Source organism: Actinomadura chokoriensis (genome assembly GCF_041463665.1).
GTDB classification, from domain to species: domain Bacteria; phylum Actinomycetota; class Actinomycetes; order Streptosporangiales; family Streptosporangiaceae; genus Spirillospora; species Spirillospora chokoriensis_A.
Window position 1 is genome coordinate 24,016 of the sequence record NZ_JAXCEJ010000026.1, and the last position, 26,611, is coordinate 50,626.

Annotated in this window: 17 protein-coding genes; 11 read left to right on the forward strand and 6 right to left on the reverse strand. The window is 65.9% G+C overall.

Annotated features, from left to right (window positions below; translation table 11 throughout):
• Positions 1-53: 53 nt before the first annotated feature.
• Together SM418_RS31085 and SM418_RS31090 are read right to left on the reverse strand one after the other, a co-directional pair.
• Entirely contained in the window at positions 54-584 is a 531-nt protein-coding gene (locus SM418_RS31085) for a pilin (RefSeq protein WP_371966130.1), read from the reverse strand.
• A gap of 98 nt (positions 585-682) precedes the next feature.
• Positions 683-1,516, reverse strand: a complete 834-nt coding sequence (locus SM418_RS31090; protein ID WP_371944867.1) for an RNA polymerase sigma factor — start codon at positions 1,514-1,516, stop codon at positions 683-685.
• A gap of 746 nt (positions 1,517-2,262) precedes the next feature.
• Between SM418_RS31090 and SM418_RS31095 the strand changes: the two genes are divergently transcribed.
• On the forward strand, positions 2,263-2,589 hold the full coding sequence (locus tag SM418_RS31095; RefSeq protein ID WP_371944869.1) for a histone-like nucleoid-structuring protein Lsr2: 327 nt from the start codon (positions 2,263-2,265) through the stop codon (positions 2,587-2,589).
• A 188-nt stretch (positions 2,590-2,777) separates the two neighbouring features.
• On the opposite strand, the gene SM418_RS31100 is transcribed toward SM418_RS31095, so the two are convergent.
• The 3 genes from SM418_RS31100 to SM418_RS31110 all read right to left on the reverse strand — a co-directional run bounded on the left by SM418_RS31100 (position 2,778) and on the right by SM418_RS31110 (position 4,520).
• A complete protein-coding gene (locus SM418_RS31100) occupies positions 2,778-3,023 on the reverse strand; it encodes a transposase (protein ID WP_371944871.1) in 246 nt (81 codons plus the stop codon).
• 17 nt (positions 3,024-3,040) lie between these two features.
• Entirely contained in the window at positions 3,041-3,472 is a 432-nt protein-coding gene (locus SM418_RS31105) for a transposase (protein WP_371944873.1), read from the reverse strand.
• A gap of 574 nt (positions 3,473-4,046) precedes the next feature.
• Positions 4,047-4,520 carry a hypothetical protein gene (locus tag SM418_RS31110; protein ID WP_371944875.1) on the reverse strand — a complete coding sequence of 158 codons (474 nt, stop codon included), beginning with the start codon at positions 4,518-4,520 and terminating at the stop codon, positions 4,047-4,049.
• 107 nt (positions 4,521-4,627) lie between these two features.
• On the opposite strand from SM418_RS31110, the gene SM418_RS31115 reads away from it, so the two are divergent.
• From SM418_RS31115 to SM418_RS31140, 6 genes are all read left to right on the forward strand, one after another.
• On the forward strand, positions 4,628-5,248 hold the full coding sequence (locus SM418_RS31115) for a GNAT family N-acetyltransferase (RefSeq protein ID WP_371944877.1): 621 nt from the start codon (positions 4,628-4,630) through the stop codon (positions 5,246-5,248).
• A gap of 136 nt (positions 5,249-5,384) precedes the next feature.
• Complete coding sequence (locus SM418_RS31120) at positions 5,385-6,293, forward strand: hypothetical protein (RefSeq protein WP_371944879.1); 909 nt, start codon at positions 5,385-5,387, stop codon at positions 6,291-6,293.
• Entirely contained in the window at positions 6,290-7,177 is an 888-nt protein-coding gene (locus SM418_RS31125) for a TRM11 family SAM-dependent methyltransferase (protein ID WP_371944881.1), read from the forward strand. The genes SM418_RS31120 and SM418_RS31125 overlap by 4 nt, the downstream gene beginning before the upstream one ends.
• A gap of 166 nt (positions 7,178-7,343) precedes the next feature.
• Positions 7,344-7,505: a hypothetical protein gene (locus SM418_RS31130; protein ID WP_371944883.1), complete on the forward strand. Its 162-nt coding sequence runs from the start codon at positions 7,344-7,346 to the stop codon at positions 7,503-7,505.
• Positions 7,502-9,199: a recombinase family protein gene (locus SM418_RS31135; RefSeq protein ID WP_371944884.1), complete on the forward strand. Its 1,698-nt coding sequence runs from the start codon at positions 7,502-7,504 to the stop codon at positions 9,197-9,199. The genes SM418_RS31130 and SM418_RS31135 overlap by 4 nt, the downstream gene beginning before the upstream one ends.
• Positions 9,200-9,708: 509 nt before the next feature.
• A complete protein-coding gene (locus SM418_RS31140) occupies positions 9,709-10,164 on the forward strand; it encodes a transposase family protein (RefSeq protein WP_371944886.1) in 456 nt (151 codons plus the stop codon).
• A gap of 25 nt (positions 10,165-10,189) precedes the next feature.
• Here SM418_RS31140 and SM418_RS31145 read toward each other — a convergent pair whose 3' ends face one another.
• Positions 10,190-13,186 (reverse strand): hypothetical protein, encoded by a 2,997-nt coding sequence (locus SM418_RS31145; RefSeq protein WP_371944888.1) that lies wholly within the window; start codon positions 13,184-13,186, stop codon positions 10,190-10,192.
• Between the two features lie 416 nt (positions 13,187-13,602).
• Between SM418_RS31145 and SM418_RS31150 the strand changes: the two genes are divergently transcribed.
• The 4 genes from SM418_RS31150 to SM418_RS31165 all read left to right on the forward strand — a co-directional run bounded on the left by SM418_RS31150 (position 13,603) and on the right by SM418_RS31165 (position 26,162).
• The gene (locus tag SM418_RS31150; RefSeq protein WP_371944889.1) at positions 13,603-13,785 is read left to right on the forward strand and encodes a hypothetical protein; all 183 of its coding nucleotides are present in this window, start codon (positions 13,603-13,605) and stop codon (positions 13,783-13,785) included.
• A 169-nt stretch (positions 13,786-13,954) separates the two neighbouring features.
• Positions 13,955-19,105: a DEAD/DEAH box helicase gene (locus SM418_RS31155; protein ID WP_371944890.1), complete on the forward strand. Its 5,151-nt coding sequence runs from the start codon at positions 13,955-13,957 to the stop codon at positions 19,103-19,105.
• Positions 19,105-22,029, forward strand: coding sequence for a DUF8741 domain-containing protein (locus tag SM418_RS31160; protein ID WP_371944891.1), 2,925 nt, complete (start codon positions 19,105-19,107; stop codon positions 22,027-22,029). Before SM418_RS31155 ends, SM418_RS31160 begins: the two co-directional genes overlap by 1 nt.
• Positions 22,026-26,162 (forward strand): Eco57I restriction-modification methylase domain-containing protein, encoded by a 4,137-nt coding sequence (locus SM418_RS31165; protein WP_371944893.1) that lies wholly within the window; start codon positions 22,026-22,028, stop codon positions 26,160-26,162. The genes SM418_RS31160 and SM418_RS31165 overlap by 4 nt, the downstream gene beginning before the upstream one ends.
• Positions 26,163-26,611: the final 449 nt, after the last annotated feature.

Sequence of the window (26,611 nt, forward strand, 5' to 3'; positions counted from 1 at the left end):
CGTGGCGACGACGACCGGCCCTCGCCGGAACCTCGGCATCTGAACCCGCACGATCAGGACCCGACGATGTACTGGAGGATCTCCACCAGGACCGGGGCGAGCGCGGCGATGCCGTAACCGATGGCGGCGTTGCGCAGCGTGCGCTTCCCCGCCTCGGCCTCGCCGGGATCGCCGCCGCCCAGCAGGTACCGGACTCCGCCGATCGTGGCGAACAGCGTGGCCAGCGCGACCAGCAACGCGACGATGACGTTGCGCAGGTTGTTGATGACCCGCTCGAGGCGGTCGCCGCCCGGCGGTGCGGCGATGCCGTACGCCTGAGCCACCGAAACCAGCGTCGCGGCGATCACCACGCCGCACACCGAGACGCCCACACACCACAGCACAACCGCGGCGGCGAGACGTCCCCGGCTCACCCCTGGCCGGCGGGACGGAAGAAGGTCGGACAACGGACGGATGCTCAACGGGCAGCCCTCCAGGCATGCGACGAGGCAGCGAACAGAAACAGCGGCGACGGCGTTCGGACGGAAAGTGAGAAACCGCGGGGTGAAGACGGGCCGGGCCTTGCGGGTGTCCTCCTTCGGCAAGGGCACTCGGCGGACGGTCTGACCGATGGGGACCGGGTGACCATCCGGCCCGAACCCGTCCTCAACCCCGGGTTGCTTTCACCCAGTAACTGGACAGCTCACGCCCCGGGCTTGGACATCAGCGATTCGAAGTCGTCCCGCAGGCCCCCGTCGCGCATCGCGGCGACCAGGCGCTTCTCCGCACGGCTGCGGCGTTTCATCAACGCGGCATAGGAGATCCCGAGCCGTTCGGCGAGGCGAGCAGGGGCCATGCCCTCCAGCCGCGTCATGGTGATGATCTCGGCGTCAACCGCGCTGATGACGCCCTGCCGGACGGCCGAGCACATGAGCAGGTCCACGTGGTCGTCCGACGAGGCGGCTGCCGGGTTGACCTCCGCCAGCTTGCTGGGATTTACCGGGATCACCTGTACGTGCGCGCGGTAGGCCCGCTCGACGGCCTTGGCCGACCGCCACACCAGCCGCTGCGCGATCCGCGGCTGCTCCAGGTCGATCTGGTGCAGCGCTTCCAGGAACGCCGAGAGCAGGTCGCTGGCCACATGCGAGGTGCCGGCGCCCGGCTCGCTCGCCAGGCCGCGCAGCCTGTCTCGCACGATCGCCTTCAGGCCGGGCAGCGCGACCCCGACGCACCCCACGACCCATGACGGGCCCTGGCGGCGGGCGCGCCACACCAACACCCTCCATGCGGCGTCGCGCGCATCGTGCCCGGTGGAGGGGTGCAGCAGGATCGCCCGCAGCTCGTTGAGCGCGATCTGGCGGGCGGGCAGTCCGTGCCCGAGCGCCGCGCCGTCCACCGACAGCGGAGCCGGGCCGCGCGTCAGCAGATCGAACGTCGTCTCCGCGACGTCCAGCACGTGCCTGTTCTCGGCACCGGTGCGGCGGGTCGGCCGGTCGGAGCGGTCGGCCGGACGGACGGCGGTGATGGTGCTGGTCATGGGAACCCCCGAGAGGTGGTCGGTGAATCGGTCACCGACATCTCGGCAGAGCCCATGAGCAGATCATGGGCAGATGATCAGCAAGCGCTCGCGACCCGATCTGCTCATGATCTGCTCAAAATCGCTGCGACCTGCGGAAACGCGATCTGCTGATCGCTGTCAGCCGTCCGAGGTCAAGCGCGCACAAGTGTTGAGATCGCCGCTGACCAGCATGGACATGTGCGTCTGAGAGCACCGCATCAAGAAAGATCAAAACTACGAGCCGAGGCGCTGCAACCCTGCTGCCTGTGGAGGAAGCGGAAGGTCGCCCGCCGTAAACGGCTCATCGGTAGCGGGAGGCGCCGCGGTGAGGGCGGTGCGCAGCGGGCGGACTGTGCCGCCTTTGGGCATGCCTGCCGTAAGCCGTATCTCCTGTCAAAGGTCCAGGCGTGATCCGGGAAGCGTGGCGGAGGGTGGGTATGTAGACAAGCACGAAGAGGACCGGCCCAGACAGGAAGAAAATCGGGGGAAGTGTACGAATTTTGGAAGCAGCGAGCCGCTACAGGTAAATCTGAGCAACGGCGGAACATCCGAGTCGGGCCGGTCGGCGAAGTACCTATCAGGGACGATCGGCTACAACGTACCGACCGCCCAGACGCGACTGCTGCCGAAGACCAAGGCGGAATACTGCTCTTGCGGATCAACTACGTACCGGAGTCGGCTACGGTCAAGGTCAACTCAGCGGTACGAGGAGAAGGGGGACACGCATGGCTCAGAAGGTCATAGTTCAGATGACAGATGATCTCGACGGGGACGAGGCCAGCGAGACGGTGGCGTTCGCCATCGACGGCAAGGCGTACGAGATCGACCTCAGCGAGAAGAACGCTGACAAGCTTCGGACTGCTCTTCACCCGTTCATGGACGGGGGGCGTCGGCTCAAGGCCGTCAGGGCTGGCAAGGCCACAGCTCGCGGTACCGGCAACCGGGAGCGCAGCGCCGAGATTCGTGAGTGGGCGAAGTCCGCCGGCATCAAGGTGAACGATCGCGGGCGCATTCCCGCCAACGTCATCGAGCAGTACGAGGCGGCTTACTAGTTAGACGGCCAGAGAGGGGACCCATCTATGCCGGGTGGGTCCCGTGTCCGCACTCCTACCGCCGTGCCTGGGCCCGCGCCCGAGAACACGCAGTCGGCCAACCACCTGCTGACGGTTATCCAGGGCCGTTGGTCGGTGGTCGTGGTTTCTGCGCTCTGGCTCTGTTCATGGAAAGGCGCTACGGAGCATTAGATTAGTACTCCAGCTGCACGGGCCCGGCAGCGGGCGCGCAGGGCGGTGTTGTTGCCGTAGGCCTCGTCGCCGGTGACCCACCCGAACACCAGCAGCGGGTCCTCGGCGGCGCGTTCGATCATCCGCCATGCCAGTTCGGGCTTGGTGGAGAACACCGCGGCGTCCGGGACGCCGGCGTCGGCCAGCCGGTCCGGGTCGGTGAACCAGGAGCGAGGCACATACAGCTCACGGTTGATCGGCACCCTCGCACGGTCGGGGTTCACATAGGAGCAAAACACCCCGATCTGGCAGTTGGTGATCTTGTCGCGGTGCCGGTGTACTGGCGCTGCACCCCGCCGGGCAGCGGCCCTTCTTCTCGAACCCGGTGTCGTCGACTACCAACCCCCCCGGCGTCACCGAGCCGCTCGGCGACCTGGGCCCGCAACGCGTCACGCACCGCATCGACATCCCATTTCGAGTGGTTGAGCAGGCGCTGCATTCCGTCCAGGGTGGCGTCGCCGGCGAACTCGGCCAGCGGCCAGCCGTTCTTGCGCTCCACCAAGCCACTCAGCAATCCCAGCAGGAACGACCGGGCCCGCAACCTCGGCTCCCGCTGCCTGAAGAGCGGCGCCACCACCTGCGCGAACAGCTCACCGAACGCGTCCGCCCACACGGCCGGGTCGATCTCTTCTACGGTAGGCGGCACGGCCACCGCCGATCGTTTGGTTGCAACACATCCACACGATCACAGCGGTGGCCGTCTCATGTCCGGGCCTCGATCAGACCGAGATCGCGTAGTGCGGCTGGAGTACTAGGTCAAGCACTCTTCCACGCAGTACAGGTCCCGGGCAAGGAAGCCCCCCAGCACAGGCGGACGCGTGTGGTGCCGACATTATCCAAGTCGTTCGAGAAACATCCCTGACCAGGCCAGGGTGCTAGATACCTCTTGAGGGATCCGTTTCGATAGACCACTTCCCCCCACGACCGGTCGCCAGACTGACGGCAGGTGTCGAGCCGGTCGTGATTGCTGTGGAGCCGGATCCACTTACCGCCACTTTGTATGAGTACGTCGTGGGCACTCGCTGGCGATGCCATGGTGGTAAACAGCAGAGCGGTGCCGAGTCCAACCGTCACTGCTCCCGCCCGTCCAACTCGTCCTGAGATGCGACGCATGCTCGTCCCTTTCCTGTGAACGATATCTACATCGAGTGGCACGTCCCACTCGTGTTAGGTTGCCATGAGCCGCTTTCATTTTGGCTTCATGTCGGCTTCATGTCGGCCGGTTATTATCCATACCTGGGGCACCGCCGGGACGAGAGTTCGCCGTCGGACCTAATACTCCAGCCGCATTTAGTGATCGATAAGGTGTTGTTGTCGTTGGTAGTGGCAGCGGCGGGCGCGTGCTTGGTGGCGGCGTCGCCAGCGTGACCGGTGGATTCGGTGTCGGGGTGGGTGCTGGGGCTGGTGGAGTTGGGCGTGCAGGCGGCGGATCTCGTTGACGGTGAGCGGGAGCAGCTCGTCGGGTTCGTCCCGTCCGCGCTGTTGGAATGCGATCGTCCCTGGTGGGCGGGCCCCTGTGTGGCGAGGTCGGCGGTCTCGCCGTTGCCGTCGCCGTTGCCGTCAGGGCCGGGGTCTGGAGGTGGACCGGCGGCCAGGAAGGCCAGGTGGGCGTGGGCGACCATCGCGAGGGTGATGTGCCGGTACCAGGCGGTGTGCTTGCGGACCTGGTAGTGGTCCAGGCCGACCTCGTTCTTGGACACTTGGCACTTGGAAGCATTCTTCGACGCTCCAGCGGGAGCCGGCCACCCGCACCAGTTCGGGCAATCCGACCGGCCGGCTCGCTGCGCACCGGTAGAACGCCAGGTCGGTGGGGTCGCTGATCGACCGGCGGGCCCGCATCCACTCCTGTTCGCCCACCTGGATCCAGGCCCAGTCGTACCAGCGGCGGCCCTTGGCCCCGTCCCCGCACGAGACCCGCTGCCACGCCGTCTGGTCCAGGCCGGCGAAGGCGGGACGAGCCCTGGCCTTCGCCGTCCGGCTGGTCGAACAAGACCGGATCGCCGGCTGCACGCGCTTCCTCGACCTGGACTACTGGCAGGGCCCGCTGGCCTGGCCGCCGGGGGCCAACCGCGGCCCGGTCGGCGACGTCCCCGACGTCGCCGAGATCGGCAGCACCTGGCTGGCGCCGTCGGCACGCCGCACCGGGGCCAACCAGGAGGCCAAGCTGCTCATGCTCGGCCACGCCTTCGACACCTGGGGAGTGCATCGCGTCACGCTCAAGACCGATGCCCGCAACACCCGCTCCCGCACTGCCATCACTCGCCTGGGAGCCCATTTCGAAGGCGTCCGGCGCGCACACGTCCGCGCTGTCGACGGCACCATCCGCGACACCGCCTACTTCTCGATCATCCGCGCCGAATGGCCTGAGATCCGGCAACAACTTCACAACCGACTCAGTCCCACAGCCGCAGACCATCACAACCCCTGACAGAGATGATGGAGGTGAGCACCTCCCGCCGCCAACACTGAGCAGAAACCCGGTCCGGAGGTGTCCAAGATCTGGCGGGGCGTGGTCAGTTACTGGGTGAGACAGGGGACCGGGCGGCCATCACGGGTCACCCGATATGACCAGCACCAGCAACAAGTCGAACCCGACACCGGCCAGTGGCGCGCGGCAGCTTCTGCCGCTCAGTGTCTGGCTCTGCCCGGACGACACCACCGACCAGCCCACCCACCACGCCCAGCCCTGCGACGGACCAGCTCGCCGGGTGCCACGCACCCGGACCTGTGAACGGCACCTGGGCACCATCAGTTCCGGGCTCGCGCGTCACCTCATCACCACCGCCACTGGCGAGGGCGATGTGATCGCCGAGGCGTTCACCACCAACTCCGCCGTCCTGCGCGCGGCGGCCGAACTCGACCGCCGCGCCGTCGCGTGCGTCCCGCACTTCCCACTCGCCCAGCACATCGGCGCACAACTACGAGCCCACCTGCCGCACGAACACCTCGGCCGAGTGGCGATGCGGCCCTGCCGCGCCGACCAGATGCACCGCGGCATCGCCGACCACGCCGGACAAGTCGCGCTGGTGATCGCGGCCCCGCCCACGGCCGGGAGCCGCACGGCCGAACCGAGGCCGAGGCGGGCGCGGGGAGCGTGCCCGGCGTGCCTGTCGGACGTCCTGACCGACAGCGCCTTTCACGCCCAGTCGTTCCTGCCGGCCGCCTACCGGGTGCTGCGGCCCGGAGGTCACCTCGCCGTCGTGACCACCGCCCGGCACCACAACGGACACCTCATCGACCCCGCACCGGCGATCATCCGCGAGGCCCGCAAGGCCGGGTTCCGCTACAGCCAGCACATCATCGCCGTCCGCGTCCCGGTCGAGGGCGACACCCTGCTCATCCAGGCAGGCCCCGGCAGCCTCGGCCAGCTCCGCGACATCCGCTCCCGCGCCCTACCACCCGCGGCGCGAGTGCACGCCGACGTCTGCTTGCTCACGCGGCCGGGTCACAGCGGCCAGGGGGGTGACCGTTGAACACAAGCTCCCACACCGAAACCCGCCAGCTCGCCTCCGTGCTGCTCACCGGGCAGCAGCCCTCACGCGTCCAGCGCAGGGGCCGCTACACGCCCGAGTCGATGACGCACCCGGCCAAAATGCTTCCCGCGATCGCCGCCCAAGTCATCGCCGCCTACACCGAGCCCGGCGACCTGGTTGTCGACCCGATGTGCGGCATCGGAACCACCTTGGTCGAAGCCGTCCACCAGGGACGCGAGGCCACCGGCATGGAGTACGAGGCGCATTTCGCGCGCATGGCCGCCGGTAACCTCCGCCACGCCCGCGCCCAAGGAGCCACCGGCAGCAGCCGGGTCGTTCACGGCGACGCCCGCAATATCGCCACCGTGCTCGCCGACCTCGCCGGAACCGCCGCGCTCGTGCTGACCTCCCCTCCCTATGGGGCGGCTACCCACGGGCAGGTGGTCACCGGCCGGGACAACGGCGGCGGAAAGATCGATAAGTCCCACGGCCGCTACTCCAACGACCGCCGCAACCTCGCCCACCGCCCGACCGCCGAACTCGTCGCCGGATTCGGGCAGATCCTCGCCGGATGCGCGGCCCTGCTGCGCCCCGGCGGAGTCATCGCGGTCACCGCCCGCCCCTTCCGCGTCGCGGGCGAACTCGTGGACCTGCCGGGCCAGGTGATCAGCACCGCCCAGGACAACGGCCTGGTCCTGGTCGACCGGTTCGCCGCCCTGCTGTGCGGGCTCCGCGACGGGCAGATCGTCACCCGGGCTTCGTTCTTCCAGATGATCGAAGCCCGCCGCCTCCGCGAACACGGCATCCCAGCCATGGCGACCGCCCACGAAGACCTCTTGCTGTTCCGAACGCGCACGGAACTGCGTGCCTGGGGCGGCCAGTGAACACTCATCGCCGTTTCGCCGAGAAGGCCGGCTGCTGGCTGCGCGCCTGTTCGCTGTACATCCGCACGGGCTTGACGGGGCTTGACCTGGCCCAACGAGGTCGGGCTGGATCGACCGGCCGGTTCCGGTTCGGCAGCGCCACCGGGACGGGCGGGGCGGTCAATCCATGAGCGCCCCGAACAAGACCAGACGACACATCCGGGTCTCGGTGCCGGACGAGCCGCCACAGCTCACACCGGACGCGGCTCGCGTCCTGCTGCGGATCCTGCTTGCCGCACGCTCCAGGCCGGGCCCGGAACACCAGCATCGACAGGAGAACGACGAATGACACTGCCGAGTATGCCGCTGTCGCCGGCAGCCGCCCCCGAGGGGCTGCGGTTCGCCTTCTACGGGCGGGTCTCGACCGAGGACAACCAGGACCCGGCCGCGTCACGCGCCTGGCAACTCCGCCGCGCGTCGGGCCTCGTCGACCCCAAGGGCGGAACGATCGTCGCCGAGTTCTTCGACGTCGACAAGTCCCGCTCGATCCCGTGGGCTCGCCGCCCGCAAGCCTCAGCGTTGATCGAGGCGCTGAAGAACCCGGCCCGTGACTTCGATGCGGTCGTCGTGGGCGAGCCGCACCGGGCCTTCTACGGCAACCAGTACTCGCTGACGTTCCCGCTGTTCGAGCACTTCAGGGTGCCGCTATGGGTGCCGGAGGTCGGCGGCGCGATAGACCCGGCCAACGAAGCCCACGACATGATCATGGGAGTGTTCGGCGGACTGTCCAAGGGCGAACGCAACCGGATCAAGATCCGTGTCCGGTCGGCCATGGCCGCGATCACCGCGACCGAGGGCCGCTACCTCGGCGGACGCCCACCGTACGGGTACGAGCTGGTCGACGCCGGACCGCACCCCAACCCGGCCAAGGCCGCGGACGGCAAACGCCTGCGCCGCCTGGTCCCCCACCCGGCCTACTCGCTGGTGGTGAAGTGGATCTTCGCCCAGTTCATCGGCGGGCGCGGCTTCTTCGACATCGCCGAGGAACTCACCCGCGAGGGCGTCCCGTCCCCGTCGGCGGCCGACCCGGCCCGCAACAAGCACCGGATCCAGGTGGCCTGGTCGAAGTCGGCGGTGCGGGTCATCATCACCAACCCGCGCTACACCGGCCGCCAGGTCTGGAACAAGCAGCGCAAGGACGAGGTCCTGCTCGACGTCAACGACGTCGCGCTCGGCCACACCACCAAGCTGCGCTGGAACGACCGCGACCAGTGGGTCTGGTCAGAGCAGCAGGCCCACGAACCGCTTGTGTCGGTCGCCGACTTCGAACGAGCCCAATCCACCCTGGCCTCACGCGGGCATGGCCCCACCACGCACAAGCCGCACCGGACCCGGCGCCCTTACGCGTTCCGGGGGTGCCTGCATTGCGGGTACTGCGAGCGCAGGATGCAGGGCAACTGGATCAACGACCAGGCGTACTACCGGTGCCGGTTCCCGGCCGAGTACGCGCTCGCCAACAAGACCGTCCACCCCAAGCTCGTCTACCTGCGCGAGGCCGTGATCATCGAGGACATCGACGCCTGGCTCGTCACGGCGTTCTCACCGGCCCGCATCGAGACCACGATCGAGGCGGTGACCGCGCAGGCCAGCCGCACCGGCAACCCCGCCGCCACCGGGCTCCGCAAGCAGGTCGCCGCCTGTGAGCAGCGCCTCAACCAGTACCGCGCCGCCCTCAACGCGGGCGCCGACGCCGTCCAGGTCGCGGCATGGATCAACGAGACCGAACAGGAACGCGCACGGCTGAAGGGCGCGCTGGACGCGATCCCCGCAGACCAGGCGATCACCAACGACGGCCTCGCGGAACTCCTGCACCAGACCGGCGAACTCGCCCACGCCGTCGTCCACGCACACCCCGACGACAAGGCGGACCTGTACCGGAAGCTCGGACTCAAGATGACGTACTACCCGCAGAAAAAACTAGTGGAAGCCAGGGTGTCCCTGACTTCCACATATGCAGATGGTTTGTGTCCGAGGTCGGAGTGAGACCGAAAGCCCAAACATAATTCCCCTACACGCCACGTTGCCATTTGCTGCGGACACATCGCGGTGATCTACTAGCGCACGGCCCGCCCATGCACTGCTCGGCATGTCCCGGCTGCATTCCGGGTTGGCACGTAGTCTGCAGCCAACCTGTCGGACTGATGTGAGCCCATATGCAGATTCGAAATCTGCGTGCAGCCTCAACGGTACCGGTACGTGCGGGAACGTAGAACGAAGACAAGGCCAAGCTCGCCCCGGGAGCGAGGGCCGGTGCCTGCCCCCGGGTACCTACGCCGAACTGGGCGCTGGATTCGCCGTCTCCGCCACCACCGCGTGGCTCTCCGCCAACGAGGCCATCGACGTACTGGCCTCCCGCGCATCCAAACTCGGCGCGACGCTGGCCAAAGCGGTCAAGGACGGGCTGCCGTATCTGGCGTTGGACAGCACCTTGATCTCGATCGACCGGGTCGCCGCCGACCGGCCCTACTACTCGGGAAGACATCGCCGCTGGCATGAACCTCCAGGTCATCGCCGCACCGGACGTAGCCTTGCTGTGGGTGTCGGGATCGCTGCGCGGCTCAGTCCACGACCTGACCGCGGCCCGGATCTGGGGCGCCATCAGGGCACTGGCCACCACCGGGATGCTCGTGCTGGCCGATAAGGCCTACCAGGGCGCCGGCGCGCACATCCTCACGCCTTACCAAGAGACGCTACAAGCCCGAGCCGCAAAAGACGCCCACCACGCACACGCCAAGCTCCACGGACCTGGCGAACGCGCGAACGCCCAGCTCAAATCATGGAGAATCCTGCGAAAGCTGCGCTGCTGCCCCCACCACGCCGCCGCCTCGCCAAAGCCATCCATACCCTGCAACTCAACGAGATCACAGCACGGCAAAAAAGGCTCAATGAGTATTCGCAGATCGCGTAGCAGAATCGGATTCTGTAGTCCCATTTTCTCGAGTATGTAATGCGGATCTTGTCGTTCGGATCAACTTATAGATCCGTCCAGCCCCAGGGCGCTGCCGCAGCACCGTGAGAGTCGCGTCCATAACAAAACTCATGGGGGACGTAAAACGGAATGCCAAGGACTTCCTCGAATAGACCAGCGTCATATGCTCTGCGGGCCAACTGGTCGGCCGCCTGGTCTTCCCGGACATGTCGTAGGCTCTTGATTAGTTCGGCGAGTTCTACGGGGTCCTGTTGCGGTTCGCCGAGTAGGACGAAGCTATTTGCGGTGCGCTGGGCCAACGCAGTGAGTGCGCGCTGTTCCCCCAGCTTCGCAAGGGTTTCCAGCAGGAGAATGATCCCACCCGGTTCTTCGAGCATTATGCGATCGGCGGCTTGATCAGCTAGCGCTGTGACCAAATCGTGGTCACCTGACTCCGCTACCCATTCCAGTACGTCGGCAGCCGTTGAAGGACGGCTGAGGGCAGCGTCTAGGTCGGGGACCCATCCCTCTAACGCCACCAGGGCGTGGTTGACCCCGCCGCGATGAAGCGTGGCTTTGAGCTTCTTGAAATCTTCAGGATATTTCACCGGCGTGTTTACCGCGCGCTTCGCCAGCACGGCTAACGCTTGCGTGGCACCTATTTCATGCAGCACCTCCAGTAGCTTGGTTGTCTGGTACGGGCGACCGAGGGGGATCTCTTGCGCGACCCGTATAGCCAATGCCTTGGCCCCGTGTGTGCCGCCTGCGCGGTGCATCAAATCCAGTAGAGATTCTACCTCATCGGCATCGGTCAGAGTGACCGTAACCTCTGGGTGTCGCTCCCAAAGGATGGCCAGAGCACTGTTGAGTTTACATACGAACAACCCTGCGATGACATCGCTGACTACAGCGGGCGATGTCAATGCGATCTGCCTAACGGCTCTTTCGGAAATTCTTAAAGCCGTTTGTCTGGCATCCGCCTGGTACAGTGACTGGAGCAGTTCGCCGAGACCGGGTTTGTCTCGCGCGACGATGTTTTCGGCGCTGCGTTCGGCAAGTGCCACCGCGTCTTGGTGGTGCCCATTACGTAATAGCCTGTCGATGAGCCATTGTGTGGTCACAGGGTCCTCAACCGACGTTTGCCGGGCAGCTCGGTGTGCGAGTTCGGCTGACTGAGCCTTGTCCAGGCTGCGCAGCTCCGCCAGGAGGTGACTCACAAGTGAGGGGGCCTTCACGACGGCATGGGCTGCGGGGGCGCGCTGGAGCAATGTTTGTACAGCTTGCTGTAGGCCTTGCTTGCGCAGTTCCTCAAGTAGCTTGCTAAGCGCGGACGGGTCGTCCAGGGGGATGCCCTTGGCTGCGCGCAATGCCAAGAGTTCCTTCGCCGTGAACTCCCCGATCTGGTGGAGTGCCTCTAACAGTTGGGCCACCGCCCAAGGGTCGATCACCACGGCATGCCTTGCGGGTTCTAGAGCCAGTAATTCGGCCAGCGCATTGCCCATTTCGGCGTGGTTTAGCTGGCCTATTAGACTCGCTATACCGGAGGTATCGGCTGGGTCGGCGTGCTTAACGGCCCAATGGGCGGCTGCGCTGACCCCCCCGGCGCCCCAGTAGACAATCTTGTCGACCAGGAAGGCGGCGGCGTCGGTGTCGCCCTGGGCAGCGGCGAGCTTGTGAAGTTTTGCGGCATTGAAATATAGGCCCCGACTGGCCGCCGCGTGTGCTAGTTCCTGTAGTTCGGTGGTGGCATGGCGACCGGCGGCTTCCCAGAATTCGGCGGGAGGTAATTGATCACGGCGTTCCTGTCGGCCGGACTGCTCCAGGTAGTCGGCCAGTCGGTAGAGCGGCCCCACGTCTGCTTTGGGGGGATCAGTTATCGCGGTTAAGTCGTTGTTGGTATGGGGGCCGCGCGCGGGAGCGAGGGGCCGAGGCCTAACAGGGGCGAGGATGCCGCCGATCCCGTTGGCATCTTTACTGGTATAGGCCAGAGCCTTCTCCATCCAGTCGTTACCGAGCGCTTCCCATTGGCGGTCGGTCAGATAGGCGGGGGCGGCCTCAGCGAGTAGAGCACGCGGTAGATGGGGGCCAGCACCGAGACGGCGGGCGTCCATCGCGGTATGGATGATCGCTTTGGCTTCTGGTGGCGCATAGCGGTAACGGGCCAACAGCGCTGGTACTCCGGCCAGGTACTGAGTGATTTGCCCCTCACAGGCGCGTTCGGCTGCCTCGGCCAGCCGAGGATCGCTACCTCTCTGGCCGGTCAGCGTGTCTAAGGCCTTGCTGTCAAAGGCGTCAGGCACCGGGATGTCGTGGCCGTCCAGGAGTTGACGTGCCTGGGAATGCGTGTCAGGGAAAGTCTGCTGTCGTGCGGTCAGAGTAACCCAGTGTTCCGGCCACAGTGTGCCCAGCACCAATATCGGTGCGCGTGCTTGATCACGCAGCAGAGTCCGTAAGCCAGTGGCGAATTGCTCGCCCAATTCGGCAGGTGTCAGGTAGAGGTGAGCATCGTCTAGCCACACCACGGTTTGGGGGGCAAGGCGGGGCAACTCGGCCAGAGCCGCGCAAGGCGGCATCGGGTGGAGAGGTGGCCACACCCGCCACTGGTCTGCCCGCTCACGGAGCAGGCCAAGCGATTCCCACAGAGCGCGTGTCTTGCCAGTAGACGACTCGCCCACGAGTGTCGCCATAACGCTAGCTCCATCGGCCGCCTGCCGCACCACCGCAGCGAGTTGGACGTCGTGGTCCCGCCGCACGTATCTTGGCAGCGCGGGTAGTACCTGCTCGTGCCGACGGTTCAGTTTGATCGTGCGGTGTACCCCTAAGGCGAACGGATCGGTCAGCTTCTCCAGCCGCTGGCCAGGGTGTAACTGCGCTAATGCAGCCCGGCCCTGCTCTGCCTGCACCGTAGCGCGCGTGCTGTCCGCACGCCGCTTGGCCTCTGCTTGGTAGGCGTGCCGCCATTGCTGGGGGTCCAGCAGTACCGCCACCGTCTCGTCCAGAGGCAGGCCGACGCGGTCCGCCGGCTCCCTGATGGCCTCCACGAGTGCAAGCAGCTGATCCACCTGCTGCGGGAACTGTCCACCGGTTAACCATTTGCCGATTGTGGTTGGGGAGACCTGGACCGCCCTGGCCAAGGCACGGTCCGACGGTTGGCGTCCTAGGACCTCGTTTCGGAATACGGCCAGCTTGACGAGCAGTTCAGCCAGTTCCGGTTCTCGTGCTGATCCTGACACCGCGGCACCGCCTCTTGCTCTCAAAGTCAAGGTACATGCGGGTGTCCAGTCCTTTGCATGGACACCCAGTGAACGCAAAACCTGCCGTGTCTGACACCCTAATCGCCCACCAGCCCCTAAGCCTCGAGGCGTCCAACATGGGAACAGACTGCTGCTGGACGGCCACCTGGACAGTCAATCTTGCGCTCATCCTTCCCGGCCGGTACAAGCGATGGCCGGTCACTCCACCGAGGAGAGTCCAGGCGATGAACACGATCCAGATCCTGTCCCTGATGCTTGCCCTGTCGATCGCCTCGAACATCGCGATCACCGCTGCCCTGATCGTCCGCGCGGCTGGCGTCGGCACCGCCAACGCGATCCTCACCGGTGCGGGTGCGGCAGCCACTGGGCTGGGCCTGTACTTCGCCGCGATTGCCGCCTACGGGTGATGACTGCAGCGTTTCCACCGAGGTCATGTTCGGTGCCTGACGCGTCTGCCCGTGGCCACGGTGGGTCACCGTGCGCATGAACAGGGCAAGGTGGTCGGAGGCGCGTGATAGGACCTCTTGATGCGGGCTGGCGCGGGGGCGCCGGCGATCCAGGGGGAGGGCCTAGGGAATGGACGTCTTCGACGTACATGAGCGGCTGATCGACGACTATGCCGGGTTCACGTCTTCACTCGTCCAAGTTCGCGATCCCGTCATCGCCGAGCATCTGGCCGGGGAACGGTCCGACAAGGTTCGCTGGCCCGATCCCTGGGTCTCGCTCAACCCCAACTTCGAGGCCGGAGGGACGGTCGCGCAGCTGTGCGAGCAGCGCATCCTGCACCCCACCTGCGACCGATTCTTCCGTGACAAGCGGCACGCCGACGATCCCGGCACCCGCTCCCTCACCCTGCATCTACATCAAAAGGAGGCCATCGACGCCGCCCGCGCGGGTGACAGCTATGTCCTCACGACCGGTACGGGATCGGGCAAGAGCCTCACCTACATCATCCCGATCGTCCACTCGATCCTGACCGAACCCAACCCGGGGAGGATCAAGGCGATCGTCGTCTACCCGATGAACGCGCTGGCCAACAGTCAGACGCACGAGTTGGAGAAGTACCTGACCTACGGGCTCGCCGTTGAAGAGAGGGCCGTCACCTTCGCCCGCTACACCGGCCAGGAGAATGACGACGAGCGTGACCGCGTCCTCAACCGCGCCCCGGACATCCTGCTCACCAACTACGTCATGCTCGAGTACCTGCTCACCCGCCCGAACGAACGGTCGAGGCTGATCGGGAAGGCCCAGGGCCTGCGGTTCCTGGTGCTGGACGAGCTCCATACCTATCGTGGTCGACAGGGCGCGGATGTCGCGCTGCTGGTCAGGCGCCTGCGGGACGCGTGCCAGGCCCCAGCTCTGCAGTGCGTTGGCACGTCGGCCACGATGGCAACCAGGACAACTTTTGAGGAGACCCGAAGCGACGTCGCCGACGTAGCGACCCGTCTCTTCGGGACGCGGGTCGAACCCGAGAACGTCATCGGTGAGACCCTCCGCCGTGTCACGACCGACTCGTCCCCGACTTCTGCCCGGCTACGCGAGGCCATCCACCACCACAAGGACGGCGACCGCCCCTACGAAGAACTCAAGGACGACCCCATGGCGGGCTGGATCGAGTCCACCTTCGGCCTGAGAGAGCAGGACGGGCGCAAGGTCCGCCAGCCTCCCCGCACGCTTCCCGATGCCGCGCGGCAACTGGCCGAGGAGACTGGGGCCACCCACGAGCAGTGCCTGAAGGCCATCGAGTCCATCCTCCAGGAGGGCTCCAAGGCCAGACACTCCACGACCAGCTGGCCCCTGTTCGCGTTCCGCCTGCACCAGTTCCTGTCCAAGGGCGACACCGTTTACGTGAGCCTGGAACCGGAAACGCGGCGCCACATCACCAGCCAGTACCAGGTGAGCGTCCCGGGCGACCGTGACAAGATCCTCCTCCCGCTGGCCTTCTGCCGGGAGTGCGGCCAGGAATACCTCGTCGTCGCGCGGTCCAAACGCTCCGATGGCGTCGTCTATGCTCCCCGCCAAGAGCAGGACGCAGCGGGCGGTGACACCGCCAACGGCTACCTCTACATCTCCGAAGACCACCCCTGGCCCGTCGAGGGTCCCATCAAGTCGGGCAGGCTCCCCGACTCCTGGGTCGACACCGGCGACGACGGCGAGTCCCATGTCCTCCCGCGTCTGCGCGATCACCTGCCGACCGAGGTCTGGCTCAGCACGGACGGAAGGGAACGCGAAAGAGGAGAGGGCCTGCGAGCCGCGTACTTCTCCAGTCCGTTCCGCTTCTGTCTGCGCTGCCGTGTCTCCTACGCACAGACCCGCGGTCACGACTTCGCCAAGCTCGCCTCATACGCCTCCGAGGGCCGCAGCTCTGCGGTCTCAGTGATCAGCTCCAGCATTGTCCGCTCCCTGCGCACGCAGGAGGGACTCAAGGACGAGGCGAAGAAGCTCCTCACCTTCGTCGACAACCGGCAGGACGCCAGCCTCCAGGCGGGCTTCTTCAACGACTTCGTCCAGGTCGCCCAAGTCAGAGGGGCCCTCTACCACGCGGCCGCCCAAAGGGACCTCACCCATGAGACGGTGGCACAGTCGGTGGCGGACATCCTCAACCTGCCGCTCACCGCCTACGCGCAGAACCCGGCAGTGAAGTTCAGCCAGAAGGAGAACGTCAAGCGCGCCCTGCGGCAGGTCCTGTCCTACCGCCTGTACGCGGAACTGGAACGCGACTGGCGCGTCACCATGCCCAATTTGGAGCAGACTGGCCTGATCCGCTACGCCTACACCGACCTCGACGACATAGCGGCCGACGAGGAGTCGTGGGAGAAGTCGCACCCCGCCATCAAGACCGACGACACACACCGCCGTGCCCACCTGATGCACATCCTGCTGGACGAGATGCGCCGCCAACTCGCCATCGACGTCGAGTATCTAACCCAGGAGGGTCACGAACGCGTCCAGCACCTCTCCGACCAGCACCTCACCGGGCCCTGGGCGCTGCCGCCGGGCGAGCCGCGCGTTCCCGCACGCACGGTCTTCCCGGCACCCGCCCGTCCCGGCGGCAGCCGCGACAGCGTCCATTTCACCGGCCGCACCGCCCTGGGCCGCTACCTGCGTACCCAGTACACCCGTCTGACCGTGAACGACGCCACGGAGATCATCGAGGACCTGCTCAAGGTCCTGCACGAGCACGGCCTGGTGGAGGAAATCACCGAGACCCGGGAGGGTGTGCCCGGCTACCGTGTCAAGGCGTCCGCGTTGATCTGGCGTGCCGGCGACGGTACCGGCGGCGCCCCCGATCCGCTCCGCAAGGTGGTGGACGAGAGCGTCGGCCTTCGCGTCAACGAGTTCTTCCGCGACCTCTACCGCGAAACGGCGGACAAGCTCCTCGGCCTAGAGGCCAGGGAGCACACCGCGCAGGTCCGCAACGAAGACCGCATCGAACGCGAGAGACAGTTCCGCAAGGGCGAACTTCCTCTCCTGTACTGCTCACCGACGATGGAGCTGGGCGTCGACATCGCCACCCTCAACGCTGTCGCCATGCGCAACGTCCCGCCCACCCCCGCCAATTACGCTCAGCGCAGCGGACGCGCCGGGCGCAGCGGCCAGCCTGCGCTCGTCACCACTTATTGCAGCACCGGGCGTGCCCACGACCAATTCTATTTCCGCCGCTCCGACCTCATGGTCGCGGGCAGCGTGAACCCGCCGAGACTCGACCTGACCAACGAGGACCTCATTCGCTCGCATGTCCACGCGATCTGGCTGGCGGAAACGAGTGCGTCCCTCGGCTCCAGGATGGGTGACGTCCTGAGCCTGGAAGGCGAGAACCCCGTGCTCGATGTCAAGCCGCATGTGTGGCAGCAATTCGAGGACGACGGCGCCCGTAGACGCGCGACCCGCAACGCGGAGGCGGTGCTGCTCGACGTCTTCCCGGCCATCAAGGGCACCTCGTGGTGGCGCGAGGAATGGATCCACGACGTCGTCCGGGGTGCCGCTGAACGCTTCGATGCCGCGTGTGACCGCTGGCGAGAGCTGTACCGCGCGGCGCTCGCCGAGCAGTGCGAGCAGAACAAACGGGTCCTGAACCACTCCACGACGCCCAAGGCCCGCCAACAGGCACAGCGCCGTCGCATGGACGCCGAGAACCAGCTCAAGCTCCTCAAGAACGAGGACTCCGAGCACCAGTTCAGCGACTTCTACACCTACCGCTATTTCGCCTCCGAGGGCTTCTTGCCTGGCTACTCGTTCCCTCGGCTCCCGCTGGCCGCCTACGTTCCGGGCGAGCGCACCAGAAGGGGCGACTACATCCAGCGCCCGAGGTTCATCGCCATCGGCGAGTTCGGCCCCGGCGCCCTCATCTACCACGAGGGCATGCGCTATCAGGTAACCAGCGTTCAGGTCGAACATGGCGCTGAGCCCGGTGAGGTCGCTACCACCGAGGTCCGCATCTGCGGCTCCTGCGGTTACTGGCACCAGCGGTCTGCCGGTACCGACCGCTGTGAGGAATGCGACGCCGAACTGGGCGGCGTCCTGCCCAACATGATGAAGCTGCAGAGCGTCCACACCGTACGCAGAAGGCGGATCTCCTCCGACGAGGAGGAACGCCGCCGCGCCGGGTTCGACCTGCAGACGGTCTACCGGTTCAGCACCCACGGCACCCGACCCGGCCGCCTCCGCGCCGAGATCCGCAACGAGCACACCGAGATAGCCGAGCTCGTCTACGGAGATGCCGCCGCCATCCGCGTGATCAACCGGGGCCGCCGCCGCCGCAAGGACCCCAGGGACCTCGGCTTCTGGCTTGATCCGATCAAGGGGCGCTGGCTCAGCGAGACCGGTGCCGCCGACTACACCCCTGACGACGAGGGCTTGGCCGACCTAAAGGACGCCCCACGTGCTCTGAAGGTCATCCCCTTCGTCCAGGATCACAAAAACATCGCCGTCCTTCGTCTCTACCGGAAGGTCTCCAGTACCGAGGCCGTCACGCTCAGGTACGCCCTGGAACGCGGGATGGAGGCATATTTCCAGCTGGAGGATGATGAGCTGACCAGCGAGGAGCTCCCCGACGCCGACAACCAGGGTCGCATGCTGTTCGTGGAGAGCGCAGAGGGCGGTGCAGGCGCCCTCCGCCGCCTCCACGACGAACCGGCTGCCCTCGCCGAGGTCGTCAAGGCCGCCCTCCAAATCATCCACACCGACCCCGTCGACGGCAGTGACCAGGGCTCAGCCCCCGGTGCTCGCGAACGCTGCGAGCTGGGCTGCTACGACTGCCTGCTCTCCTACAACAACCAACTCTTCCACCAGCGCATCGACCGGCACGCCGCCGTCCCCATCCTGTTGGAGCTGGCCTCGGCAAAGACCTTCGCCCGCGCGGCGCAACCCGGCACCCGCGATGAGCACACCGCTGTTCTCGCGGATGTCGGCGGCAGCGAACTCGAGCACCGGCTTCTCACCTTCCTTAAGCGAAGCGACTATCGTCTGCCTGACGAGGCGCAGATCCTGATCCCCGACGCACGGGCCCGCCCCGACTTCGTGTACCGGCTGAGTGCCGGGCCGGTGGCGGTTTTCGTGGACGGCCCGCACCATGACGACGAGCATGTGGCGACCTGCGATGCGCAGGCGGAGGAGCGGCTGCTCGACCTCGGTTGGCTAGTGATTCGGTTCCGGTACGACAGGGAGTGGGACGAGGTTGTGAAGCAGTACCCCAGCGTCTTCGGCCCCGGAAGGGCTGGCCGCTGATGGCCGCCACTCGAACCCACACCTACGCCCCCGGTTCCCTTATCGCCGCCCGCGGTCGCGAGTGGGTCGTGCTCCCCGACATCACCAGCCCCGCCGACGACCTGATCATCGCCCGTCCCCTCAACGGCGACGCCGAGTTCACTACAGGCCTATTCACGGACGAGGTTGAGCCCGCCAGCTTCCCCCGCCCCACCGCCGACCCTGGCCAGATAGGTGATAGCGTCGCCGCGGGGCTGCTGCGCACTGCGATGCGGATCGGCTTCACCAGCGCTGCCGGCCCGTTCCGCTCCCTGGCCGCCATCGCCGTCGAGCCCCGCCAGTACCAGTTGCTCCCGCTCATGCTGGCCTTGCGCATGGACGTGGTGCGCCTCCTCATCGCCGACGACGTAGGCATAGGCAAGACCATCGAGTCCGCCCTCATCGCCAAGGAGCTCATCGAACAAGGCGAGGCCGAGCGCATGGCTGTCCTGTGCTCCCCTGCCCTGGCCGAGCAGTGGCAGGACGAGCTGCGGCAAAAATTCGCCATCGACGCCGAGCTCGTCCTGCCGTCCACAGTTGCCCGCCTCGAACGCGAAGCGGGCCGCCGCGTGGATGAGTCCCTGTTCCGGCATTACAAGTACACGGTCGTGTCGACCGACTACATCAAGTCGCCCCGGCGCCGCGCCCAATTCCTGCAGGATGCGCCCGAGCTGGTCATTGTGGACGAGGCGCACACCTGCGTCCCCGCGTCCGGCACCGGCGCCGGTACCCGCCAGCAACGTTACGACCTGCTGAAATCCCTCGCTACTGACGCGCGGCGGCACCTGATACTGGTCACCGCCACCCCGCACAGCGGCAAGGAGGATGCCTTCCGCGACCTGATCGGCCTGCTCGATCCGGAGCTCGCCACACTCGACCTGGAGACAGTCCAAGGCCGCGAGCGCCTCGCCCGCCACTACGTTCAGCGGCGGCGCCGCGACATCAGCCACTACCTGGACGAGGAGACCCGTCTCCCGAAGGTTCGCCAGTCTCGCGAGACCACGTTCGAGCAGTCCAAGGACTACGCCGACCTCATGCACGACGTGCTTAGGTTCGCGCGCGAGACGATCAGGGATGAGACCGGTGCCGTCCGCCGCCAGGTCCGCTGGTGGCCCGCGCTCGCCCTACTCCGCTCGGTGGCGTCGTCGCCCCGCGCCGCGGCGCAGACCCTGCGGAAGCGGTCCGCCACCTCCGTCGCCGAAACCGGCGCGGAGGCTGATGCTCTCGGCGCCGCCCACGTCCTGGATTGGAGCGACGACGATGTACTGGAGGGGATTGACGCGGTTCCCGGCGCCGACGATGAGCGGCTGCCCCGCGCTGCCCGCGACCGGCTGCGCACGATGGCCGAGGTCGCGTACACCCTTGAAGGCCCACAGAAAGACACCAAGCTCAGAACGCTGATCGACGCGGTGAAGCGCATGATCGTAGAGGGCTACGACCCGATCGTGTTCTGCAAGTACATTCCCACCGCCGAGTACGTGGCCGAGCATCTCACCGAGGCGCTCGGCCGCAAGGCCACCGTTGCCGCCGTCACCGGTACCCTCCCACCCGCAGAACGCATTGACCGCATCGAGAGCCTCACCTCGCAGCGGGGGCGGCACGTCCTGGTCGCCACCGACTGCCTATCCGAGGGCGTCAACCTTCAGCAGCACTTCCAGGCAGTCGTCCACTACGACCTGGCGTGGAACCCGACCCGGCACGAGCAACGGGAGGGACGCGTCGACCGGTTCGGCCAGCCGCGCAATGAGGTCCTCGCGGTCACTATGTACGGGCTCGATAACGGCATCGACGGCGTCGTCCTGGACGTGCTGATTCGCAAGCACGCCGCCATCGCGAAGCAGACGGGCGTGGCCGTCCCCGTCCCCGAACGCAACGACACGGTCGTCAAGGCGCTAGTCGAAGGGGTGCTGCTGCACGAAAAGGAACCGGACCAGCTCGCGCTGGATCTCGACTTCGGCGACCTCGGCAAGAGTCGCGACCGCCTGCACACCGAATGGGAGCGTGTGGCCGCCCGCGAGTCCAAGGTGCTCACCAAGTACGCCCACTCCGGGGTCAGGGAGTTGGACGAGGTCCGCCGCGAGGCCATCGAGGCGCGCACCGCCCTCGGCCGTCACACCGACGTTGCCGAGTTCGCCCGCGAATCCCTGTCCGCGCTCGGCGGTGCCGTCCAGGCCCGCGAGGACGGTTTCACCGTGCAGATACAGGGCCTGTCCGTTGGCGTCCGGCATGCCCTCGGCCTGGCCAGCCCGGACGACACCGGCACGAGGGGCAGCGACCTGGTCTTCCGCCACGACCTGCCCGTCAAGGTCGGGGAACGCGCCCTGCTGCGGACCGATCCGGTGGTGATCGCCCTTGCCCGGCATATGGTGGACGCGGCGCTCGACCCGCGCATCGGCGACCGCGAGCGCCCCGCCCGCCGCTGTGGCGCGATCCGCACCCACGCTATAGCCGTCCGGACCACGATGCTGCTGGTCCGCTACCGGTTCCGGCTGCACCTGCCGGGACGCGTGAAGGTCCGCGACCTGATAGCCGAGGACGCCCAGGTCGTCGCCTACCGCACCGCTCCCGGCGGCGGCCGGGAGTGGCTGAGCGACAAGGAGGTCACGGCCCTGGTCAGCGCTACTCCCGACGCCAACGTCCTGCCCGAACTTGTCCGCCGCGCCGTCGAGGACGCCATAGCCGACCTCGGCGACCAGCCCGCCCCAGGCGAAGCGGCCCCACCCTGCTCCGTCCAAGCCGATCTGGACGCCTTCGGCCTTGACCTAGGCAAACGCCTAGAGGACGCGCACCGCCGTGTCCGCCGCTCCGTCGGTGAACTCCGCCGCAACCTGAAGGTTGTCCCGCACGACCACGCGGACATCCTCGGCGTCTACGTCTACCTGCCTGTCGGAGGTGCGTCCCGATGACCGGCTCCCCGTACACGGCCGTCCGCATTGAGGGCGGCCTGCTGTCCGCGGATCTCATCGAGCGGATCCGCAACGCCGACACGAATCTGAAGGGCAACAGCCCGAAGACCTACCACCTCGCCGCCACCGAACGCCTCGGCGAGGCCGCCAGCCGCAAATGGGAATACCTGAGGGGCGCCTACCGGGCCTTTCGCGAGCGGCTCGCCGACCTGCCCGAATCCGACACGGCCACATCCAAGACCCGCGAATACTGGCTGCTCCGCCTCTTCGAGGAGCTGGGTTTTGGTCGCCTAACCTATATCCGCGGCGGAATTCCGGTAAGGGACGAGACATACCCCGTCTCGCACCACTGGGGTTCGCATGTGGCCATTCACCTGCTCGGCTGGAACACCGACCTCGACCGCCGCGCCACCGGGGCCCGCACCGGCCGTAAGGGGCAGGCTTCACGTGCCCCCCAGTCGATGCTCCAAGAATTCCTGAACAACAGCGACGCCCACCTGTGGGGCGTGCTGTCGAACGGACGGGTGCTGCGCATCCTGCGCGACTCCACGGCTCTGGTCGGCGCCGCGTACGTGGAGTTCGACCTGGAGGCGATCTTCGAGGGGGAGCTGTATCCAGAGTTCGTCCTGCTGTTCGCACTGCTCCACCAGTCCCGCTTCGAGCTGCTGCAACGTGACGACGGTGCGGAACCCACAGTCAGGGACTGCTGGCTGGAGCACTGGCAGACCCACGCCGCCGAGACGGGCCAGCGTGTCCGCGAACGCCTCCGCGAGCAGGTCGAGCTCGCCCTGGGAGAGCTCGGCACCGGTTTCCTGGAGGCGAACCCCCATATCTGCAAAGCCCTGGCCGCGGACGAGGGGCCGACCAAGTGGGACTTCCGCGACGAGCTCCTGAACCTGGTCTTTCAGATGATTTTCCTTTTCGTCATCGAGGACCGGCGCATTCTCCTCCTGCCGAACCCGCTGGATGCGACCGAGGAGGAGTGCGAGAGGCTCGAGGTGGCCCGGCACCGCTACCGCGAGTACTTCTCCGTAGACCGGCTTCGCCGCATCGCCTCCCGCCGTGTGGGCGACCGCCATATCGATCTGTGGCGGACGCTGGTCCTCGTCCTGGACGCGCTCGGCTCCGACAAGGGACGTCCTCAACTCGCCCTGCCTGGGCTTGGGGGCCCGTTCTTCCGCGCGGGAGACCCGCTCGCCGACCCTGAAACCACACCCGACCTACTCAGGGACGCCGTCCTGACCAACAAGCGGCTGCTCGCCGCGATCCGGCACCTCACTACCTTCCGAGACGGCCGGGGCGTTCATCACCGCATTGACTATGAGCGACTAGGTTCGGAGGAGCCCGGCAGCGTCTATGAATGGCTGCTGGAACGCGAACCCAAGGTCGACCTCAACGCTCCTCGGTTCGAGCTGGAAAAATTGACCGGCAATCAGCGCAAGACCACCGGTACGTACTACACGCCCACGCATCTCATCGACGAGCTATTCAAGACCACTCTCGATCCGGTTATTGAGGACTATGCCAGGTCCGGTCATCCGGAAGACCTGCTGAAGATGCGCGTCTGCGACCCAGCCTGCGGCTCCGGTCATTTCCTCGTTGCTGCCGCTCGCCGCATCGCCAGGAAATACGCGGCGATGACCCACGGGGATGATGAGCCACCACCGGCCGCGATCCGCGACGCGATGCACGAGGTCGTCCGCCACTGCATCTACGCCGTGGACATCAGCCGGCAAGCCATCAACATCGCCAAGTTCGAACTCTGGCTGGAGTCACAGCAGCCGACCCGCCCGCTTGCTTACCTCGATCCCCACATCAAGGTAGGCAATTCGCTGCTCGGGACGACACCCCACCTTCTGCGAGAGGGCATTCCGGACGAGGCGTACAAGCCCATCGCCAATGATGACAAGAAGGTCGCCGCGCAATACCGCAAGGAGAACGCTGAAGAGCGCGTCGGGCAGCGAATGATCCGCGACTCCCTGCTGGACCTGCTGGAAGTCCCCGACAACACCGAAGACCTGACCCGAGAATCGCTTGCCATAACCCGGATGCAGGACGAGTCCATGCCCGACATCCGCAAACAGGCCCGCCGGTATCGCACGTTTCTGGATTCGCCGGAGGTCACCCGACGCAAACGCGTCCACGATGCCTGGTGCGCCGCGTTCGTCTGCAGTCTGGAACAAGGCGCACCCCGCCCCATCACCTCCGGCACTCTGCGGATTCTGGGTGGGGACGAGGAGACCGCGAAGATCTATCCCCGCGCCGTGCCTTCGGCCAGGACCATCGCGCAACTTGAGGACTTCATCGACCGATTCCAGTTCCATCACTGGCACCTGGAGTTTCCCGACATCTTCCCGGTGACAGACGACGACACCAGGGACGAGAACCCGAACACCGGCTGGCGCGGCGGTTTCGACGTCGTCTTCGGCAACCCGCCCTGGGAACGTGTCAAGCTCCAGGAAAAAGAGTTCTTCAGCAAGCGAAACGAAGAGCGGATCGCCGGCGCCCGCAATGCCGCCGAGCGCAAAAAGCTCATCAACGCGCTGGCGACCAGCGAGGAGACGACCGACCGTCGGCTGTACACAGAGTTCCAGGCGGAGCTGAGAGAATCGGTCGGATGGAGCCATTTGCTCAGATCATCGGGCCGGTTCCCGCTGACCGGCAAGGGTGACGTCAACACTTACTCGGTCTTCGCGGAGACCGGCCGCACCATTATCGGCCCGAGGGGGCGTGCGGGAATGGTGCTCCCCACCGGCATCGCCACCGACGCGACCACTTCTACATTCTTTGGCGACCTGGTGACCAGGGGGCAGTTGGCCGCGCTCCTGGAGTTCGAGAACGAGGAGTTCGTACTCAGCAAGGACGTACACCACAGCTTCCGCTTCTGCTTGTTGAGCATTGTTGGACGTGACTTGAAGGTGGCGGAGGCAGACTTCGCGTTCGGGTCACGCCGCATGTCCGACATCGAGGCCCGCCGCTTCACTATGCCACCGGAGGACATCAAGCTCCTGAACCCCAACACTAAGACGGCCCCGTTGTTCCGCTCACGGCGGGACGCTGAGATCACGCTTGAGATTTATCGGAATCCAGATCTCACGGTGCTCATAAGGGAAGAAGGTGGCAGGTCGAATCCATGGGCCATTTCGTTCGCCACCATTTTTCATATGGCTGGTGATTCTGATCTGTTCCACACTCGTGAGGAGTTGGAGAATAAGGGCTGGCGTCTTCAAGGTAATTCCTTTGTTTGTAATGATGCCATGATGAGCCCCCTCTATGAGGCGAAGATGGTGCATCATTTCGATCACCGCTTCGGGACTTACGAAGGACAGACTCAAGCTCAGGCCAACATGGGTACGCTTCCTCGTTCCTCCGTCAGGCAAAAGCGCGAACCCAATTTCGCGGTCATGCCACGCTACTGGGTGGATAGGCTGGAGCTTCAGGATGAAATTCCCGGCGCCTGGGATGCGGGCTGGCTCCTGGGATGGCGAGATATAGCGCGTAGTACCGACGAACGTACCGCAATTTTCTCCATTCTTCCTCGGGTGGCGGCTGGGCACACTTTCCCGATTGCGTTTATTGGTAAAGAAAAGCCCGCCCACCTGTATGCAAACTTTACTGCATTCGCTCTTGATTATGTACTTCGTCAGAAGATGGCTGGAACTCATGTGACCTACGGCTATCTGAGGCAGTTGCCCGTTGTTAAACCGGAGTCCTTTCAAGCGATGACACCCTGGTCTCCAGGTGTGCTCCTTGGTGACTGGGTTGAACTGAGAGTCATAGAGTTGGCCTACAGTTCTTGGGAAATGAGCTCATTCGCTGAATATCATGGCGATAAGGGGGCGCCCTTCGTTTGGGACGAGGAGCGGCGCTTCAAGATGCGTGCCGAACTGGATGCGGCCTTCTTTCACCTTTACGGTGTGCAGGCAGACGATGTCACCTTCATCATGGACAGCTTTGGTGCCTTCCAGCGCAACGACCCGGAGCGGTTTGCTCGGACGAAGGCCCAGATCCTAGACGTCTACCACGCCATGGGGCGGGCGATCGAGACGGGTGGGCAGTACAAGACGGTCCTTGACCCACCGCCGGGGGAGGGATCTCGGCACCCGGATACACGTGAGCAGCCAGCTTCGTGAGATCGTCAGCCTTGAATGGCGACCTCCGCGCGTAGCGCGGGGACGGATCGCGAATGGCGCTATTTAGAAGGCGGGTCTTCCAAGACGCGGAGTCCGCTGCACTGATCAGAGGGCGGGGACGGGGTGCCATTCGAGTGGCGCACGCGGCGAGGAAGGTACCCCACTCGGCTCGCGTAAACCCCGGAGGGTCGCAGACTACGCCGCCAGCGGCACTATCTGCTTCAACGCATCCGGGCGAAAGTTTGCTGCGGCACGACTTCCGCCACCAGCCCATACATGGGTGGTGTCCCCGCCGATACTGCTTTCTCGTCAAGCCGCTCGGCCGTCCTATCGAGGAAGCTGAGGCTTTCCTTAGGAGACAGCGCAGCCTTGCGGAGGCGCTTGCGTATCGAGCCACTTCCCGACATCGCCGTGGTCTGGCCGGCGCCGGGCAGGTGTCCCACCGGGCC

Excerpts from the sequence above, each read along its gene's own strand:
- SM418_RS31120 (WP_371944879.1), top strand. The coding sequence starts at position 5,385 with ATGACCAGCACCAGCAACAAGTCGAACCCGACACCGGCCAGTGGCGCG.
- SM418_RS31130 (WP_371944883.1), top strand. The coding sequence starts at position 7,344 with ATGAGCGCCCCGAACAAGACCAGACGACACATCCGGGTCTCGGTGCCG.
- SM418_RS31165 (WP_371944893.1), top strand. The coding sequence starts at position 22,026 with ATGACCGGCTCCCCGTACACGGCCGTCCGCATTGAGGGCGGCCTGCTG.
- SM418_RS31135 (WP_371944884.1), top strand. The coding sequence starts at position 7,502 with ATGACACTGCCGAGTATGCCGCTGTCGCCGGCAGCCGCCCCCGAGGGG.
- SM418_RS31160 (WP_371944891.1), top strand. The coding sequence starts at position 19,105 with ATGGCCGCCACTCGAACCCACACCTACGCCCCCGGTTCCCTTATCGCC.
- SM418_RS31095 (WP_371944869.1), top strand. The coding sequence starts at position 2,263 with ATGGCTCAGAAGGTCATAGTTCAGATGACAGATGATCTCGACGGGGAC.
- SM418_RS31140 (WP_371944886.1), top strand. The coding sequence starts at position 9,709 with ATGAACCTCCAGGTCATCGCCGCACCGGACGTAGCCTTGCTGTGGGTG.
- SM418_RS31090 (WP_371944867.1), bottom strand. The coding sequence starts at position 1,516 with ATGACCAGCACCATCACCGCCGTCCGTCCGGCCGACCGCTCCGACCGG.
- SM418_RS31150 (WP_371944889.1), top strand. The coding sequence starts at position 13,603 with ATGAACACGATCCAGATCCTGTCCCTGATGCTTGCCCTGTCGATCGCC.
- SM418_RS31155 (WP_371944890.1), top strand. The coding sequence starts at position 13,955 with ATGGACGTCTTCGACGTACATGAGCGGCTGATCGACGACTATGCCGGG.